At 58.9% G+C, this 17054-nt stretch carries 14 protein-coding genes; 8 read left to right on the forward strand and 6 right to left on the reverse strand.

The window, feature by feature from the left end; translation table 11 throughout:
- Positions 1-178: 178 nt before the first annotated feature.
- Together clpX and ACO07T_RS17635 are read right to left on the reverse strand one after the other, a co-directional pair.
- Entirely contained in the window at positions 179-1444 is a 1266-nt protein-coding gene (gene clpX / locus ACO07T_RS17630; RefSeq protein ID WP_209063820.1) for an ATP-dependent Clp protease ATP-binding subunit ClpX, read from the reverse strand.
- Positions 1445-1578: 134 nt separating this feature from the next.
- On the reverse strand, positions 1579-2211 hold the full coding sequence (locus ACO07T_RS17635) for an ATP-dependent Clp protease proteolytic subunit (protein ID WP_209063822.1): 633 nt from the start codon (positions 2209-2211) through the stop codon (positions 1579-1581).
- Between the two features lie 524 nt (positions 2212-2735).
- Here ACO07T_RS17635 and ACO07T_RS17640 point away from each other — a divergent pair.
- Together ACO07T_RS17640 and ACO07T_RS17645 are read left to right on the forward strand one after the other, a co-directional pair.
- Positions 2736-3317 (forward strand): 2OG-Fe(II) oxygenase, encoded by a 582-nt coding sequence (locus tag ACO07T_RS17640; protein WP_422050438.1) that lies wholly within the window; start codon positions 2736-2738, stop codon positions 3315-3317.
- A gap of 299 nt (positions 3318-3616) precedes the next feature.
- Positions 3617-4279 (forward strand): DNA-3-methyladenine glycosylase I, encoded by a 663-nt coding sequence (locus ACO07T_RS17645; RefSeq protein WP_422050439.1) that lies wholly within the window; start codon positions 3617-3619, stop codon positions 4277-4279.
- A 334-nt stretch (positions 4280-4613) separates the two neighbouring features.
- Here the strand turns inward: ACO07T_RS17645 and ACO07T_RS17650 are convergent, their stop codons facing one another.
- The 3 genes from ACO07T_RS17650 to proS form a co-directional block, all read right to left on the reverse strand.
- Positions 4614-5297, reverse strand: coding sequence for an ABC transporter ATP-binding protein (locus ACO07T_RS17650; RefSeq protein WP_422050440.1), 684 nt, complete (start codon positions 5295-5297; stop codon positions 4614-4616).
- Positions 5290-6576, reverse strand: coding sequence for a lipoprotein-releasing ABC transporter permease subunit (locus tag ACO07T_RS17655; RefSeq protein ID WP_422050441.1), 1287 nt, complete (start codon positions 6574-6576; stop codon positions 5290-5292). The genes ACO07T_RS17650 and ACO07T_RS17655 overlap by 8 nt, the downstream gene beginning before the upstream one ends.
- 210 nt (positions 6577-6786) lie before the next feature.
- The gene (proS, locus tag ACO07T_RS17660; RefSeq protein WP_422050442.1) at positions 6787-8139 is read right to left on the reverse strand and encodes a proline--tRNA ligase; all 1353 of its coding nucleotides are present in this window, start codon (positions 8137-8139) and stop codon (positions 6787-6789) included.
- Between the two features lie 461 nt (positions 8140-8600).
- Here proS and ACO07T_RS17665 point away from each other — a divergent pair, with 461 nt between their 5' ends.
- From ACO07T_RS17665 to ACO07T_RS17675, 3 genes are all read left to right on the forward strand, one after another.
- Positions 8601-10286 (forward strand): ATP-binding protein, encoded by a 1686-nt coding sequence (locus tag ACO07T_RS17665; RefSeq protein WP_422050443.1) that lies wholly within the window; start codon positions 8601-8603, stop codon positions 10284-10286.
- Between the two features lie 113 nt (positions 10287-10399).
- A complete protein-coding gene (locus ACO07T_RS17670; protein WP_209063844.1) occupies positions 10400-11485 on the forward strand; it encodes an AI-2E family transporter in 1086 nt (361 codons plus the stop codon).
- A 6-nt stretch (positions 11486-11491) separates the two neighbouring features.
- Positions 11492-12160, forward strand: coding sequence for a DnaA ATPase domain-containing protein (locus ACO07T_RS17675; RefSeq protein WP_209063846.1), 669 nt, complete (start codon positions 11492-11494; stop codon positions 12158-12160).
- Positions 12161-12216: 56 nt separating this feature from the next.
- On the opposite strand, the gene ACO07T_RS17680 is transcribed toward ACO07T_RS17675, so the two are convergent.
- Positions 12217-12981 carry a nuclear transport factor 2 family protein gene (locus ACO07T_RS17680; protein ID WP_422050444.1) on the reverse strand — a complete coding sequence of 255 codons (765 nt, stop codon included), beginning with the start codon at positions 12979-12981 and terminating at the stop codon, positions 12217-12219.
- Positions 12982-13171: 190 nt separating this feature from the next.
- On the opposite strand from ACO07T_RS17680, the gene ACO07T_RS17685 reads away from it, so the two are divergent.
- The 3 genes from ACO07T_RS17685 to ACO07T_RS17695 all read left to right on the forward strand — a co-directional run bounded on the left by ACO07T_RS17685 (position 13172) and on the right by ACO07T_RS17695 (position 16991).
- The gene (locus ACO07T_RS17685; protein WP_209063850.1) at positions 13172-13549 is read left to right on the forward strand and encodes a winged helix-turn-helix transcriptional regulator; all 378 of its coding nucleotides are present in this window, start codon (positions 13172-13174) and stop codon (positions 13547-13549) included.
- A 163-nt stretch (positions 13550-13712) separates the two neighbouring features.
- Positions 13713-14654, forward strand: coding sequence for a sterol desaturase family protein (locus ACO07T_RS17690; RefSeq protein WP_209086884.1), 942 nt, complete (start codon positions 13713-13715; stop codon positions 14652-14654).
- Positions 14655-14816: 162 nt separating this feature from the next.
- Complete coding sequence (locus ACO07T_RS17695) at positions 14817-16991, forward strand: RNA degradosome polyphosphate kinase (RefSeq protein ID WP_422050445.1); 2175 nt, start codon at positions 14817-14819, stop codon at positions 16989-16991.
- Positions 16992-17054 lie beyond the last annotated feature (63 nt).

Below are 17054 nucleotides of genomic sequence, written 5' to 3' on the forward strand. Positions count from 1 at the left end.
TTTGTCCAGAAAGCTTCTTGATTAAATCACACAACGAGCGCACAGGAAGCCTCACCCGACAAAGCCGCCGCTAGCGCACCCCCAACGAAATGGCGCTACGCCCACTACCCGCCATCACCGCCAATCAAAAAAGGCGCCCCAGCCGGAGCGCCCTTTCAAACTCTATCCGCAGAAAGCCTCAGCCCGCAGAGGCTGGCTCTTTCTCTGCTTCGCCGTGGATCATCAGCGGCGCAGCCTGAGTGGTTGCGGCTTCTTCGTTCACCACAACCTCGGTCACGCTCTCCTGACCCGGCAGCTCGAACATGGTGTCGAGCAGGATCTCTTCGAGGATGGAGCGCAGGCCACGGGCACCGGTCTTGCGCTCAATCGCGCGGCGCGCAATCGCTTTCAGCGCCTCATCCGTGAAGGTCAGCTGCACATCTTCCAGCTCAAACAGACGCTGATACTGTTTCACCAGCGCGTTCTTGGGCTGTGTCAGAATGATTACCAGCGCATCTTCGTCCAGATCTTCCAGCGTCGCCAGAACCGGCAGACGGCCGACAAATTCCGGGATCAGACCAAATTTCAGCAGATCTTCCGGTTCCAGATCCTGGAAGATCTCGCCGACACCGCGTTCATCATTGTCACGCACATCGGCGCCAAAGCCCATCGCAGAGCCTTTGCCGCGCTGCGCAATGATCCGGTCGAGACCAGCAAAAGCGCCACCGCAAATGAACAGGATGTTGGTGGTGTCCACCTGCAGGAATTCCTGCTGCGGATGCTTGCGGCCACCCTGCGGAGGCACGCTTGCCACGGTGCCTTCCATCAGCTTCAAAAGCGCCTGCTGCACCCCTTCGCCGGACACGTCACGGGTGATCGAGGGGTTCTCGGATTTGCGCGTGATCTTGTCGACCTCGTCGATATAGACGATGCCGCGCTGCGCACGCTCCACGTTATATTCCGACGCCTGCAGAAGCTTCAGAATGATGTTCTCGACATCCTCGCCCACGTAACCGGCTTCGGTCAGTGTGGTCGCATCCGCCATGGTGAACGGCACATCCAGAATGCGCGCCAGCGTCTGCGCCAGCAGGGTCTTGCCGCAGCCCGTCGGGCCGATCAGCAGGATGTTGGATTTCGCCAGCTCAATGTCGCCACCCTTCTGGGCGTGGTTGAGGCGTTTGTAGTGGTTGTGCACCGCCACAGACAGCACCCGCTTGGCCACGGCCTGACCAATCACATAGTCGTCCAGCACATCGCAGATCTCGCGCGGTGTTGGCACACCCTCTGAGGCCTTCAGCCCACTGGCCTTGGTCTCTTCGCGGATGATGTCCATGCAAAGTTCGACACATTCATCACAGATGAAAACGGTTGGACCCGCAATCAGTTTGCGCACTTCGTGCTGACTCTTGCCGCAGAAGCTGCAGTAGAGAGTGTTCTTGCTGTCACCACCGGATGTGTTCGACATGTCTTCCCTTTCAGGCCCAAAACCTCGGCCTCAGTTCTGTGAGGCCCCCGCGTTTCAGCCAGCTTAGGACAGGCGCAAACGGGGTACAATGCGAAAGTGCCCGATGGCGACCACGCGTCACCGGGCACTTATTTTCAATTCTCTTCGTCGTCGCCTTTGGCGCGATTTTCGACGATTTCGTCGATCAGACCCCAGTCTTTGGCCTCTTCCGGGCTCATGAAGTTGTCGCGCTCAAGCCCCTGCTCCACCTCTTCATAGGTGCGGCCGGTGTGCTTCACGTAAATTTCATTGAGACGCTTCTTCAGCTTCAGGGTTTCTTCGGCGTGGATCATGATGTCCGTCGCCTGGCCCTGATAGCCGCCGGATGGCTGGTGCACCATCACGCGCGAGTTGGGCAGAGAGAAACGCATGCCCGCTTCACCGGCGGTCAGCAGCAAGGAGCCCATGGAGGCCGCCTGGCCAATCACCAGCGTGCTCACCTTCGGCTTGATGTACTGCATGGTGTCATAGATCGACAGACCGGAAGTGACCACGCCGCCAGGGCTGTTGATGTACATGCTGATTTCTTTGGAGGGGTTTTCCGCCTCAAGGTGCAGAAGCTGCGCCACGATCAGCGAAGACATACCGTCATGCACAGGACCGTTGAGGAAGATGATGCGCTCTTTCAGCAGGCGCGAGAAAATATCATAGGCGCGCTCACCACGGCTGGTCTGTTCCACAACCATGGGCACAAGGGTGTTCATATAAGTCTCAAAAGGGTCTTTCATATCGCCTGCCTGTTGATCGCTTCGGCCCGACCGTCGGACCCTACCAAGAGAGTCTTAGTGGTGGGCTCGGAGGGCTGCAAGGCCACCTAAGTATTTTTGAGTTAAAGCGGGGTAAAGGTGGGGGCCGAAAGCACAACGTAAGAGGTTATTGATCAGCCTCGTTCGAATGCACCCCTAAGCCAAAGCTCCGCTTTGGCAGCGCCCCGCCGACCGGCAGGGGCTTGCGCAGCAAGCTCCCGAGAGGTGAACCGCCCCCACGGGGCGGGCGCTTCGCTTCCAGCCCCTCGGTTCGTGCGCGGAAGTGTCTATAGCATTGCAGTGCGGCGTCATTGCAGCGCGGTCCAGTCCCGCCTCAAAGATAAACTCTTGAAACAAAAGCCGCGCTCTGACATTCCTCCCGCCATGGCAAGTCAAAACAAGCATCTCTCGCGGCCAAGCCACGCCGCATTCCTCAGAGGAACTCACCGTTGATCGCTTAGCGATCCAACGCCCCCCCTCTTTGACTGGAATTACGGAGATGGACGATGCCCATTCCACACGATTTGGACCATTTGGTCTTTGAAGCCCCAAACTTCCTTACCGATGCGCGCTGTGCAGAGGTGACCGCCCTAGCGGTCAAAGCTGGCTTCCAACCCGCGACGATTACAACCGAACACGGCACACATGTTTCGGCCGAAATCCGCAACAACGACCGCGTGATTTTTGACGATCCAGATCTTGCAAGAGAGCTCTGGCAACACGTGCGGCCATTCTTTCCAACCGCATTCAAGGGTCACCAAGCTATTGCATTGAACGACCGGTTTCGGGTGTATCGCTATGAACCCGGTCAGTTTTTCGACTGGCACCAAGACGGGGCCTACCGAAACGATGCAGGCCATCACAGTATATTCACCTTGCTGATCTATCTGAACGACGGTTTCGAAGGCGGCGGCACTACCTTCGCAGATGTGTTTTCTCCCCACGTATTTGAAGATTTCACGATCGAACCAGCGACGGGGAAAGCGGTGTTCTTTCATCATCCGCTATCTCATCGGGGTGACCCCGTGATCACAGGTCAAAAACTGGTTCTCAGAACCGACGTGATGTTTGAGCAGATTGCGCAATAACCATCTCAAGAAGCCCACTGTGTCAGGGACTAGATCACAGATTTGGCAGCGCCCTGTCGACCGGCTGGGGCTGGCGCAGCAAGCTCCCGAAAGGTGAATCGCCCCCGCCAAACCGGAGGTTTGCCTCCGACAAAACGCGGGCGCTTCGCTCCCCCCTCGGTTCGTGCGCAGCGGCTCAGCAATTGACCCTGTGCAATTTTGATCAAGACACTTGAGAAACTGCGCAGACAAACCTCTGGCACTCCCCCAAGAAATCGCAACAATGCTCCGAAGATCGACGCCACCCAAAGGACCACCCCATGCGCCCCTTCGACGAGATCTTCGCCATCGCCGCCGACCGCAAAGGCGGCCCTGCTGCGCTTGAGGCCCAACTGAGCAAACCCAAATCCGCCGAAGAGCTTGCGCACATCCCCGAGGACCGCTGGCTTGCCCAATTCACCAAAGGTGTCTTCCAAGCAGGCTTCAACTGGCAGGTGATCGAAAACAAATGGGAGGGCTTTGAAGCCGCTTTCCATGGCTTTGATGTGGACCGCTGCGCCTTTCTGCATGACGAGGATATGGACCGCCTGATGTCCAACACAGACATCGTGCGCAACGGCCCCAAAATCCGCACCGTGATCGAGAACGCCCACTTCCTCCAATCCCTGCGCGCAGAGGGCGGCGCGGGCGTGGTGCTCGGCGGCTGGGCCGCGACCGACTATGTCGGCCTGCTCGAATTTATGAAAAAGGGCGGCTCCCGCATCGGTGGAAACACCGGTCAATATGCGCTGCGCTTCTTGGGCAAAGACAGTTTCATCCTGTCCCGCGACGTGGTCGCCCGCCTGATCGCCGAAGGCGTGGTGGACAAACAGCCCACCTCCAAAGGCGCGATGAAACAGGTGCAGGAGGCCTTCAACATCTGGATGGAGCAATCCGGCCGCAGCCTCACCGAAATCAGCCGCGTGCTGGCGATGAGCGTGTAACCGAGCGCCTAACCAAAGCCCGACCGAGGGTGGGCGCACCCAGCTGGCAACCTGCCCGTTTATACCAACCAAACACATCCGGTTTCATCAAGCTGCCGCGCCCCGTCGCCAAAGCGCCCGCCCTGCGGACGGTCGGGCGCTGCCCCAGCGCCTTCGGCTTGTTCTGGGCCTAGGCCAGCATGCGACGCAACGCCCCTAGCGTTCACAAACGCCCCTGCCCCAAGATATTGAACCGCCGCAATACAGCCGCGTTACCGACGCGATACCGACGTTTCAAACAGGGCAAATCTGCCCCATTAACCTCTCACGCAACACCCGCTCTCAGCCGAGAAATTCAGCCGTCTACCAGAAGCCCGTTTTCCAGCCGCACCACCCGGTCCATCCGCGCCGCCAGCTCCATATTATGCGTCGCCACCAGCGCCGCCAGCCCGGTCTCCCGCACCAAGGTCATCAGCGCGTCAAACACCTGATCGCTGGTGGTTGGGTCAAGGTTGCCTGTCGGCTCATCTGCCAACAAAATCCGTGGCTTATTGGCCAGCGCCCGGCAAAAGGCCACCCGCTGCTGCTCCCCGCCCGACAGCTCCGCAGGACGGTGATCCGCCCGATGCGCCACGCCCACGGTTTCCAGCAAGGCCCGCCCCCGCTCTGAGGCGGCCCCTTTGCCCAACCCATTGGCCATCTGCGGCAAGGCAATATTCTCTAAGGCACTGAATTCCGGCAACAAATGGTGAAACTGATAGACAAAACCAATGTCCTGCCGCCGCGCTTTTGTGCGCTGCCGGTCAGACTTTCCGGATAGCATTTGCCCGCCAATTTCCACCGTCCCCGCGTCCGGCGTATCGAGCAATCCCGCCATATGCAGCAGCGTTGATTTCCCCGCGCCTGACGGGGCCACAAGCGCCACCATCTCGCCCGCCTTCAGGCGCAGCTCCGCCCCGCGCAGGACATGGATCTCTCCAGCTAAGCCCTTGTTATAGCGCTTTTCTACGCCCTCAAGTTTCAGCACAACATCACTCATAGCGCAGCGCCTCCACTGGGTTCATCCGCGCCGCCCGCCGCGCCGGAAAGATCGTCACAATGAAGGACAGCCCCAGCGACAGGCTCACCGCGCTGCTCACATCCTCCATCTGCAACCGCGCAGGCAGGTGATAGATATTGCGGATCGACGGATCCCAGGCCTCACCACCCAACAGTACGTTTACAAAGGAAAAAATCGGATCAATGTAGATCGCAAACAGGCATCCCAGCACCACCCCCATCACCGTGCCAATCACCCCGGTGAAGGCCCCGCAGATGAAAAACACCCGCAGCACAGAGCCCTCTGTGAGCCCCATGGTGCGCAAAATACCAATGTCGCGCCCCTTGTTTTTCACCAGCATCACAAGGCCCGACACAATGTTCATGGTCGCAATCAGCACCAGCACCGACAGGATCACAAACATCACATTGTCCTCAACCTCCAGCGCATTCAGAAAGCCCCCCGACGCCTGCTGCCAGGTCCAGACCAGCGCCCTGTCACCCCCCGCCTGCAACAGCGGAACAGCCATCTCGCCCACGTTTTCTGGATCAAGCACCATCACCTCGATCTCATCGGCCACACCATCGCGGTCAAAGAAGGTCTGCGCCGCCTCAAACGGCAGATAAACCCGTGTGCGATCAATGTCATAGCGCCCGGCGGAGAAGATATAAACCACCTCATAGCTGCTCACCCGCGGCGAGGTGCCAAAGGCGGTTTTCACCCCGTTTGGCGAAATGATCTTGATCCGGTCGCCCACCAACGCCCCCAGCTCGCGCGCAACGCCAGAGCCAATGGCGATGCCCTCGCCAAAGCGGGCCAGATCCCCCTCGCTGGTCTCCGGATCAGCAATCCGCGGCAGCTCCGCCAGATCCGCAGCCCGCATGCCAAAGACCTCCACGCCCGCATTGCGGCTGCGCATATTCGCCATCACCTGCCCCTTAACCAGAGGCGCGGCACGTGTCACCCCGGGCACCGCCCGCAGGCGCGCGGCCATCTCGTCAAAGTCGTGAATGGTGCGATCAATCTGCCCGGTGTCAGAAATTTCCCCGCGCTGATAAATGGTTGCATGGGCATTGGCGCCCAGAATGGTATCAACAAACTCTGCCCTAAAGCCTGCGCGCACCGACAAAGTCGCAATCAGCGCAAACACCGCCAGGGTGATGCCAATCAGGCTGATCCAGGTCATCACGCTCACGCCGCCTTCCGCACGCCGCGCGCGCAGATAACGCCAAGCGATCATCCACTCAAATCGGGAAAAAGGGGCGGTTCTGCCTGCCATGTCTGCTCCGGTTCTTGGTTGAGCGCGACCCTATGAGGCCCCTTTCGCAGGGTCAACCCGGCAGCGCGCGCCCGTCGGCAACACTGAGCGCAAAACGCGGCCTTTCCACTTGCGCCAAATATCCCCGCCGGAGGCAACAAAAAACCCCCGCACACTTGCGGGGGTTTTCAAAATCAAGCGCGCCGCAAGGCGCACATTTTATCAACTGCGTTAGAGCCCAACCACACGGTGATCGGCGTAGATCTCGATCAGCTTGGCCACGGCCGCTTCTGGGGACAGCTCTTCGCTCTCCCCGGTGCGGCGGCTGGTCAGCTCGACCACACCGTTCTTCAGACCACGTGGGCCAACAGTGATGCGCCACGGCAGACCGATCAGATCCATGGTGGCAAACTTGCCGCCCGCGCGCTCTTTGCGGTCATCATAAAGCGGCTCAAGACCCGCTGCGATCAGCGCTTTTTCAAGCGCTTCACAGGCCGCATCCGCTTCTTCGTCACCCTGCTTGAGGTTCACGATGCCCGCATGGAACGGGGTCACACCCTCAGGCCAGATGATGCCTTTGTCGTCATGGCTTGCTTCGATGATCGCGCCCAGCAGGCGGCTCACGCCAATGCCGTGGCTACCCATATGAACAGAGACCTTCTCGCCCTCAGCGGTCTGCACCTGCGCGTTCAGCGCGTCAGAGTATTTGGTGCCGAAGTAGAAGATCTGCCCCACTTCGATGCCGCGCGCCACACGGCGGCGCTCTTCCGGAATCTCGTTGAACAGCGCCTCATCGTGTGTCTCATCGGTGCGCGCATATTTGGAGGTGAACTCCTCCAGCACGCCTTGGCACTGCGCCACGCTGTCATAGTCAATCTCACGATCGCCAAAGGTCAGGTCGGTCACCGCGCTGTCATAGAACACCTCAGACTCACCGGTTTCCGCCAGCACGAGGAATTCGTGAGTGTAGTCACCGCCAATCGGGCCACCATCCGCACGCATCGGGATAGCCTGAAGCCCCATCCGCTCATAGGTGCGCAGATAGCTCACCAGATGGCGGTTATAGGCGTGCAGCGCATCCTCTTTGCTGAGGTCAAAGTTGTAGCCGTCTTTCATGTAGAATTCGCGGCCGCGCATCACGCCGAAACGCGGGCGGATCTCGTCGCGGAACTTCCACTGGATCTGATACATGGTCAGCGGCAGATCTTTGTAAGAGCTCACATTGGAACGGAAGATATCGGTGATCAGCTCTTCTGCGGTTGGCGTATAAAGAATGTCGCGATCATGGCGGTCTTTGATGCGCAGCATCTCTTCGCCATAGGCGTCATAACGGCCGCTCTCTTTCCAGAGGTCCGCGCTCTGCAGCGTTGGCATCTGCATCGGAATGTGGCCCGCGCGCACCTGCTCTTCATGCACGATGTTTTCAATTTTGCGCAGCACTTTGAAGCCCAGCGGCAGCCAGGAATAAATCCCGGCGCTGGATTGCTTGATCATACCAGCGCGCAACATCAGGCGGTGGCTCACAATCTGCGCTTCAGCAGGCGTTTCTTTCAACACAGGCAGGAAATAGCGGGACAGGCGCATCTGCGGTTTTCTCTCCAATGGGGCGGCCCACTCATAGGTCTGGGCGCGCGTATGTCAGCGTTCGCCATGGGCTAGCCCAAAGCTTGCCGCGAGGCAAGCCAAGCCCGCATATAGCCAGAGATATCCCCTCGAACGTCCCCCCTGTTCGCGATCAACCAAGTGGGAGGAGACCAAGCCCGCTCACGAAAAAATAATTTACCGCGCGCCTTTCCAGCACAAGTTCGCCGATCCACCACAGGCGCGGGCGGACAATCGCTCAATAGGTAAAGTTTGTATTAAATAAGGGGAGTTACGTATGAAATTTCACCTTGGATTAACGCTAAACGCACTAGATATATGCGTAGACCGCAGTCTTCACTGAGATTACGAAGTCGGGTCTTTGCACAACTGACTGCGCCCTCAGGTTTTTTGGGCGCATCGGGCATCTGCCCAGTCTAAACCGCGAACGCATGAGCTAGAAGATGAACATTCCTGTGAAACCGGCATCCAATATGTCGCCGGCTGACGACCGCACCCTACAGGCGCTTGAGCTTGTAGACGCGGCAGAAGAACAGGCCTTCGACAACCTGAGCTCCTTGGCGAGCCGCGTGCTCGGCGCGCCTGTTGCTCTGGTTTCTATCGTGCAGCCCAGCGAAGACCGGCAATACTTCAAAAGCCACGTCGGCTTGCCTCCGGCCTATGCCGAGGCGCGCCAAACACCGCTCAGCCATTCCTTCTGTCAGCACGTGCGCGCCAGCAACGCGCCGCTGGTTGTCTCAGACGCCCGTGAGCACCCTGTGCTCAAATTCAACGGTGCTATCAAAGATCTTAATGTGATCGGCTATCTTGGGATGCCCATCCACCTGCCCGATGGCACACCGATTGGTGCGCTCTGCGCAGCCACGCCCGAGCCGCGGGATTGGAGCGCAGAAGATCAGCGCACGCTGCAGCAGGTCGCACACTGCGTGAACGAACAGATCGCCCTCAAAGCCGCGCTGGTCGAAGCCAAGGACGCCGAGGCACTGGCGCAGCAGGCCGCAGAGGCACGCGAAACATTTCTGGCCCATATGGCCCATGAAATCCGCACGCCGCTCAATGGCATCATTGGCTCGGTGGACATGCTGCATGAATATGCCAGCGACAAACCCAAAAACAGCGAATGTGTGGATCTGCTCAGCTCTATAGAGACCTCTTCGATGGGTCTGCTGCGCATCCTCAATGACTCGCTGGACCTCAGCAAAATTGACGCCGGCGAACTCACGCTGGAGGCGCTCCCCTTCTCCGCCTCAGAAACCACACATGCGGTGATGGCGCTTTATCGGGGCAGCTCTGAGGCCAAAGCGCTGTCTCTGACCTATGAGGAGCAAGGCGCCTGCACCGATCTGTTGCGCTTGGGGGATGAATTCCGCCTGCGCCAAATTCTGGGCAACCTCATCAGCAACGCCATCAAATTCACCGACAGCGGCGCTGTGGGCATCACCCTGCACACGCTGCCAACCGGCCTGCGTTTCAGCATTTCCGACACCGGCAGCGGCATGGATGAGAAACAGCTGAGCCGCCTGTTCCAACCCTACACACAGGCCACCGCCTCTGTGGCGCGCCGCAAGGGCGGCACCGGTCTTGGCCTGTCCATCGTCAAAAAACTTGTCGACCTCATGGGCGGCGAGATTGAGGTAGAGAGCAAACTGGGCGAAGGCACAACCTTCCATGTGACCCTGCCCATGCCGATCACCAAAGCGCAGGACGAGCAGAAGATCTCACCGGAAATCCTGCACAATGCCTATGCGGGCAAAGAGGCTCTGGTTGCGGACGACAGCGCAGTCAACCGCCTTGTGCTGTCCAAAATGCTGGAGAGCATGGGCGCATCGGTAAAAACCGCCACCAACGGCGCCACCGCGCTGCAACAGGCGCGCGACACGCGCTTTGACTTCCTGTTTGTCGACATTCAGATGCCCGATTTCAGCGGTGATCAGATCGCCCAGGCCCTGCGCACAGATCCTGCCTCCGGGGTCTCCGCCGGATGCACCAAACTGGTGGCTGTGACGGCCAATGCCTTCCCTGAACAGGTGCAAAGCTATCTTGATGCAGGCTTTGACGATTGTCTGGCCAAGCCTCTGAAAAGAATTGATTTGCTGTCGGTGCTTGAGCCGTTCCGCCTCCACGCATAAGCCACCACCTGCGCCGCCGTTTTGGCCGAGGCAGGAAAACCACTTATGCTTGCAACCTAGGGCCGCTTCGGCGATGACTGTGCCCAGTTAAGTCAACTTGGAGCATCGGTTACATGGCCCTTCCCGCCAAAAAGCAATTTCAGTTCTGGGGTATTTTTGTTCTGGTATCTGCCCTGATGCTTTGGGCGCTGGGGCATGTGTTGCTGCCCTTCGTGCTGGGCGGCGCGATTGCCTATTTTTTGGATCCGGTCGCCGACCGCCTTGAAAACAGCGGACTTTCACGGGCCGCCGCCACCGCGCTGATCACGCTGGTGGGGCTTTTGGTCTTTGCGGTTTTGGTGCTCGCTGTGGTGCCAACCCTGATCCAGCAGTTCATCGCGCTTGTGGAAACCCTGCCCGAAGTGGTGCAACAGGTACGCGCCTTTGTGGCAGCCAAATTCCCCAGCATGCAGCAACCGGACTCGGTCATGCACCAGACCCTGCAGCAGCTTGGGGCCGTACTCAAAGAGCGTGGCGGCGCGTTTTTGCAGACCGCGCTCAGCTCCGCCATGTCTGTGCTCAACGTGGTGACCCTTCTGGTGATCGCGCCAGTGGTGGCCTTTTATCTCCTGCTCGATTGGGACCGGATGGTCGCCGAAGTCGACGGGCTGCTGCCCCGTGATCACGCGCCGATCATTCGCCGTCTTGCCAGCGACATCGACAAAACACTCGCTTCGTTTGTGCGCGGCATGGGCACCGTCTGTCTGATCCTTGGCACCTATTATGCCGTTGCCCTAATGGTGGTGGGGCTGCAATTTGGCCTGGTGGTTGGCTCCATCGCGGGCCTTGTGACCTTCATCCCTTACCTTGGCGCTCTGATCGGGGGCGCGCTCGCCATCGGTCTGGCGCTGTTCCAATTCTGGGGGGACTGGCTGCAGGTTGGTCTGGTCGGAATTATCTTTGCCATCGGGCAGGTGGTGGAAGGCAACATCCTGACCCCCAAACTGGTTGGCAAATCGGTGGGCCTGCACCCGGTCTGGCTGCTCTTGGCACTGTCCGTCTTCGGCGCGCTCTTCGGATTTGTCGGCATGCTGGTCGCCGTTCCGGTCGCAGCCGCCATCGGTGTGCTTGCACGTTTCGCCACAGGCCAATACATGTCCTCAAAACTCTACTACGGGCACAGCGCTTCGCAGAGCGAAAGCGCACAGGACGCTGAATAAACGACAATGGCTGAACAGCTAAATTTTGATCTGCCCGTCCGGGCAGCGCTTGGGCGTGATGATTTCTTTGTCAGCCCCGCCAACGCCATGGCTCTTGGGCTTGTCGACCTCTGGCCCAATTGGGCGGGCGGCAAACTTGTGCTGTCAGGGCCTTTGGGCTCGGGCAAGACCCATCTGACCCATGTGTGGGCCGCTCTGGCCGAGGCGCAGATCGTCAGCGCGACGAGCCTTCACAAAGACGACGTGCCCGCACTCGCCAAAACCCCCGTGGCCGTGGAAGATGTGCATCTGATCGCAGACAATCCAGAGGCCCAGACCGCGCTGTTTCACCTGCACAACCTGACCTTGGCAGAGGGCAACACGCTCCTGCTCACAGGGCTTGGCACCCCATTGCAATGGGGCCTCACCCTGCCCGACCTCCTGAGCCGGATGCAGGGCACGACGGTGGCCACCTTGGATCAACCGGATGACATGCTGCTGATGGCGGTGATGGCCAAACAGTTCGGCGACCGCCAACTGATGCCAACCCCCGATGTGCTCAGCTACATCGCCAAACATATGGACCGCTCCTTTGCAGGGGTGGCCCGCGTGGTCGAAGCCGTGGACCAGCTCTCCCTCAGCGAAAAGCGCCCGATCACCAAAGTGCTGGCCAAACGGGTGCTGGAGCAGGACTGAAACACCTGCCCCAAAGGCGCGCCAATACCTATCGGCGCGCCAGTGACTACCCGTCCTTAGAATTTGCCGTTGTCATGCACCATCTGCGCCGGCGTTGGAGACACCACATCCCAGTGCTCAACAATCTTGCCATCCTCAACCCGCCACAGATCAAAGAACGCCCACGGCTGATCGCTGACAGTGGCATCCGAGGCCACAAAGACAAAGTTGCCTTCCGCCACCACAATCTGCGGTTCAAACTTGGTGATCACAAAGCCCTGCTCGGCCCAGGCTTTGGTGCCCGCAATCAACCCGTCAATCCCATCCGCCAGCTGCGGATTATGCTGCATGTAGACCTCTGAATACATCGGCGCTTTTTCCGGTGCCGCACCACCCAGAACATCCCGCACAAAACCCAGCACCAGCGCCTTGTTCTCCTCGGTACGGTCCAGATCTGTGACCTCGGTGGGGCCCTCCGTCATGCCCCGACCTGACATTGTGGTTTCCGGAATGGGCTGGAGGTTGTCCCAATGCTCGGCAACCTTGCCATCCTCCACCCGGAACACATCAAACGCCGCCAGACTTGGCGCGCCAAAGGCATCGGCATTGTCAAAGGTGCTGTGCAACACGACCAGATCCCCTTCCGAGATGACACGGTGGGTTGTGACGCTCATGCCCGACTGCTCCACAAGCGGCACCAGCCCCATCAGCCCCTCGGCACCGGTCGGCACCTGCGGATTGTGTTGAATGTAATCTGCGGTGACCAGCGCACGGGCGGCCTCAGGGTCGTGATCTGTAAATGCAGCAGTGAAAAGCGCGAGCACAAGTTCTTTCGGTGACATGATTTGATCCTCTGATTCGTGTCTGTTTCGTCTCTGTACAAACTTGGTATCAAATCCCTACCACATAGCAATTACGTACCTTAAACTGACCTGGTATGGTCAAACATACCAACACAACAAAGGGAATTTGCATTCCACTCCACGCTACATTACTGTTCAAGTTAGTTTTGAAACGATACTAGAGCCTCACATGCTACCAATCGGCGTTGCCAACAAAGCGGAAGCTTCAAACTGCTCCATACGCTCGGTCCTCTCCAACGTGACCGGCAAATGGCGCATGATCATCATCATGGCGCTGGAGGATGAACCCAAGCGGTTCGGCAGCCTCAAGCGCTGCATTGGCGATGTCACCCAAAGCGTGCTGACCGAAAACCTGCGCGGCTTGCAGCGTGACGGTTATATCACCCGCTCCGTCGACCCCGGCCCGCCCGTTGCCGTGTCTTATGAGCTCACCCCACTGGGCCGCACCCTGCTGGAGCTTCTGAAGCCGCTGGTGTTCTGGTCACACGAGCAAATGTCTGAGGTCCGGCAACACCGCATGGAATACGATCGCGATCAGGCAGGTTGAAGCGCACCGTCCAAGTGCCAAACCTGTTTCACAAAGCAGCATTGCCTCGTTGGGGCCCACCCAAAACCACCCGCGCCACCCAAAAACACGATGACAGCCATAATGCAGACACTTTTAGGCATCATCCGTTCTAACTGAACAATTTGCATACGCGGGGGCGCGAATGGATATCACCGAACTGGCCCAACTGGCCTTGTCAAAAATCACGGGAATAACCCACAACGCAAATCTGCGGCATTTCTGGGTCTATGTCCTCTGCGGCATGGCCATCGCCGTATGCGCCCATCGTGTGGGTGGCGATGACCGCAAATTCCATTCGGTGTTCTTTAGAAAAGAAGTCTGGGGCTCGCGTTCCGCCTTCATCGACTACATCATTCTGATCGCAAACCCGATCATCATGGTTCTGGCCTTTGACTGGCTCCTCAAAAAGCTCTGGAGCCTGAGTGCCATCGTCGCCAGCGGCGTGAAATCCTTTGGCGCAGATCTCCAATCCGAAAGCGGCTCAATCTGGGTCGCCGTGGCACTGACCGTCTCGCTCTATGTGGTGAATGACTTCATGCGCTGGTGGCTGCACTATCTGCAGCACAAAATTCCGGTGCTCTGGGAATTTCACAAGATCCACCACTCCGCCGAACATCTGAACTTCGCCACCGCAGAACGCCACCACCCGCTGGACGCCGTGTTCTTCCTGACCGGCACGATCAGCGCCGCTGCGCTGGTGAATGGGGTATTCGTGGGCCTTTTCGGGGATCAGCTCACCGTCTATCAGCTTGGCGGCGCAAATGTGATCTTCTTCGGCTCAAACCTCATCGGCGGTGTCCTGCGCCACAGCCCCGCCTGGGTCAGCTACGGCCCACGCATCGAGAAATGGCTGATTTCACCCGCCATGCATCAGATCCACCACTCCAGCGACCCCAAGCATTGGGACAAAAACATGGGGGGCGGTTTGGCGATCTGGGATCGCATGGGCGGCACGCTCTATGTCCCCAAAGGGCGCGAAGAGCTGGACTTCGGCATAGGCGAAGAGACACAGGACTACCGCACCGTTTATGGCATCTACATTGAGCCACTGATCAAAGCCAAACGGATCTTCCAGCGCGGCTGATGGTGACAAATTGGGCCAGCTGAGTGTCAGCATAACTTCAAAGAGCGGCTGACACGCAAACGTCACCCGCTTGCCCAGCCATCTGCCGCCCCCGCGCTGGACCCTCCATAAAATCCGCCCTAAAGTCATCTTCTCGTTACCTGCCAATGGCATGAGAGCCGCATGACCCAAGCTGACTTTCTGAAATCCGACTTCCCCGCCGCCACCGCGATGCCTGATCTGGACATCTCCGGGCCGGACCGTTTCTACAATCGCGAGCTGAGCTGGCTCGGCTTTAACTGGCGTGTGCTGGAAGAAAGCGAAAACCCGCGTGTGCCGCTTCTGGAACGCCTGCGCTTTCTGTCGATTTCCGCCACCAACCTCGATGAATTTTACACCGTGCGCGTGGCCGGTCTGCGCGAGCTTGTGCGCGAAGGGCACACCAGCCCCGCTCAGGATGGCCATTCCCCGGCGGAACAGCTTGTTCTGATCAACGAAGACGCCCGCAACCTGCTGCAGGAACAGCAGCGCATGTTCAACGAGTTGCGCGAGGCACTCGAAGACAAAGACATCCATATCCTGGACCGCGAGGCCCTCTCCGACGACGACCAGACCTTCCTCGCCGATGTCTTCATGAACCGCGTGTTCCCGGTGCTCTCGCCTCTGGCCATCGACCCGGCGCACCCGTTCCCCTTCATCCCCAACACCGGCTTTTCGCTGGCGTTGCAGCTTGAGCGCAAGAAAAACAAGCGTCCCCTTCAGGCGCTGCTGCCGATCCCGCATCAGATCGACCGCTTTGTCTTCCTGCCCTCCGAGGGCAACACCGTCCGCGCCCTGCCGCTCGAAGAGCTGCTGATCCTGCATCTGGACAGCGTTTTCCCCGGCTACAAGGTCAAAGGCCACTGCGCCTTCCGTGTGTTGCGCGACAGCGATCTTGAGGTCGAGGACGAGGCCGAAGACCTCGTGCGCGAATTTGAGGTGGCCCTGAAACGTCGCCGCCGCGGCGAAGTTGTCCGCCTCAAGATCACCGCAGATGCCCCCGCCTCGCTTAAGAAACTCATCATGGACGAGCTCGAAGTGCGCGGCGATGAGGTGGTCGATATCGCGGGCATGATTGGCCTTGCCGACCTCAAGGAACTGGTGGTTGATGAACGTCCGGACCTGCTCTGGCCATCGTTCACCCCGCGTGTGCCGGAGCGCGTGCAGGATTTTGACGGCGATATGTTTGCCGCGATCCGCCAGAAAGACATGCTGCTGCACCACCCCTATGAGACCTTCGACATGGTGGTGCGCTTCCTGCAGCAGGCGGCGCATGATCCCAATGTGGTGGCGATCAAACAGACGCTCTACCGGACGTCGAAAAACTCCCCCATCGTCAGCGCCCTTTGTGAGGCCGCCGAGGACGGCAAATCCGTCACCGCGCTGGTGGAGCTGAAGGCGCGGTTTGATGAAGCCGCCAACATCCGCCAATCCCGTCGCCTTGAGCGCGCGGGCGCCCATGTGGTTTATGGCTTTCTGGATCTCAAAACCCATGCCAAGATCTCTACCGTGGTGCGGCGCGAGGGCGACAGACTCGTCACCTACACCCACTATGGCACCGGCAACTACCACCCGATCACCGCCAAAATTTACACAGACGTGAGCCTTTTCACCTGCGACGCTGATCTGGGACGCGACGCCAACAAAGTGTTCAACTTCCTGTCCGGCTATGTGGAGCCGGAAAAGCTCGACAATCTGGCGATCTCCCCGATCACGCTAAAGCCGCGTCTTCTGGAAATGATCGGCGCTGAGGCGGAGAACGCCCGCGCGGGCAAGCCTGCCGCAATCTGGGCCAAGATGAATTCGCTGGTGGATGCGGAGGTGATCGACGCGCTGTATGCGGCCTCTCAGGCCGGTGTGAAAATCTCACTCGTGGTGCGCGGCATCTGCTGTCTGCGGCCCGGTATTGAGGGACTTTCTGACAACATCCGCGTCAAATCCGTCGTCGGCCGCTTTCTGGAGCATTCCCGCGTGATGTGTTTTGCCAATGGTCAAGAACTCCCCAACAAGAAGGCCCGCGTCTTTATGTCCTCGGCCGACTGGATGGGGCGCAACCTCAAACGCCGTGTGGAAACGCTGGTCGAGGTCAAAAACGCCACGGTGAAAGCGCAGATCATGAGCCAGGTTCTGGCTGCCAACCTTGCCGATGTGGCGCAAAGCTGGGTGATGAAACCTGATGGAAGCTTTGCACGCCTGCCGGTGCCTGAGGGCGCATTTGCCTTCAACTGCCACCGTTTCTTCATGGAAAACCCCTCACTTTCGGGCCGCGGATCTGCTGGCGCATCAGATGTGCCCAAACTGACCCATACGGATGATTGACCTCATCGTCTGATTGACCGAAAAAGCCGCGTGGCGCACAGTAATGATGCAGAACCACGCGAC

The sequence above is a fragment of the Shimia sp. genome, from assembly GCF_965227725.1.
In the GTDB taxonomy this organism is placed as follows: domain Bacteria; phylum Pseudomonadota; class Alphaproteobacteria; order Rhodobacterales; family Rhodobacteraceae; genus Shimia.

What these genes read in the sequence shown, in the direction of transcription:
- clpX (WP_209063820.1), bottom strand. Translation starts at nt 1,444, where the DNA reads ATGTCGAACACATCCGGTGGTGACAGCAAGAACACTCTCTACTGCAGC.
- ACO07T_RS17635 (WP_209063822.1), bottom strand. Translation starts at nt 2,211, where the DNA reads ATGAAAGACCCTTTTGAGACTTATATGAACACCCTTGTGCCCATGGTT.
- ACO07T_RS17640 (WP_422050438.1), top strand. Translation starts at nt 2,736, where the DNA reads ATGCCCATTCCACACGATTTGGACCATTTGGTCTTTGAAGCCCCAAAC.
- ACO07T_RS17645 (WP_422050439.1), top strand. Translation starts at nt 3,617, where the DNA reads ATGCGCCCCTTCGACGAGATCTTCGCCATCGCCGCCGACCGCAAAGGC.
- ACO07T_RS17650 (WP_422050440.1), bottom strand. Translation starts at nt 5,297, where the DNA reads ATGAGTGATGTTGTGCTGAAACTTGAGGGCGTAGAAAAGCGCTATAAC.
- ACO07T_RS17655 (WP_422050441.1), bottom strand. Translation starts at nt 6,576, where the DNA reads ATGGCAGGCAGAACCGCCCCTTTTTCCCGATTTGAGTGGATGATCGCT.
- proS (WP_422050442.1), bottom strand. Translation starts at nt 8,139, where the DNA reads ATGCGCCTGTCCCGCTATTTCCTGCCTGTGTTGAAAGAAACGCCTGCT.
- ACO07T_RS17665 (WP_422050443.1), top strand. Translation starts at nt 8,601, where the DNA reads ATGAACATTCCTGTGAAACCGGCATCCAATATGTCGCCGGCTGACGAC.
- ACO07T_RS17670 (WP_209063844.1), top strand. Translation starts at nt 10,400, where the DNA reads ATGGCCCTTCCCGCCAAAAAGCAATTTCAGTTCTGGGGTATTTTTGTT.
- ACO07T_RS17675 (WP_209063846.1), top strand. Translation starts at nt 11,492, where the DNA reads ATGGCTGAACAGCTAAATTTTGATCTGCCCGTCCGGGCAGCGCTTGGG.
- ACO07T_RS17680 (WP_422050444.1), bottom strand. Translation starts at nt 12,981, where the DNA reads ATGTCACCGAAAGAACTTGTGCTCGCGCTTTTCACTGCTGCATTTACA.
- ACO07T_RS17685 (WP_209063850.1), top strand. Translation starts at nt 13,172, where the DNA reads ATGCTACCAATCGGCGTTGCCAACAAAGCGGAAGCTTCAAACTGCTCC.
- ACO07T_RS17690 (WP_209086884.1), top strand. Translation starts at nt 13,713, where the DNA reads ATGGATATCACCGAACTGGCCCAACTGGCCTTGTCAAAAATCACGGGA.
- ACO07T_RS17695 (WP_422050445.1), top strand. Translation starts at nt 14,817, where the DNA reads ATGACCCAAGCTGACTTTCTGAAATCCGACTTCCCCGCCGCCACCGCG.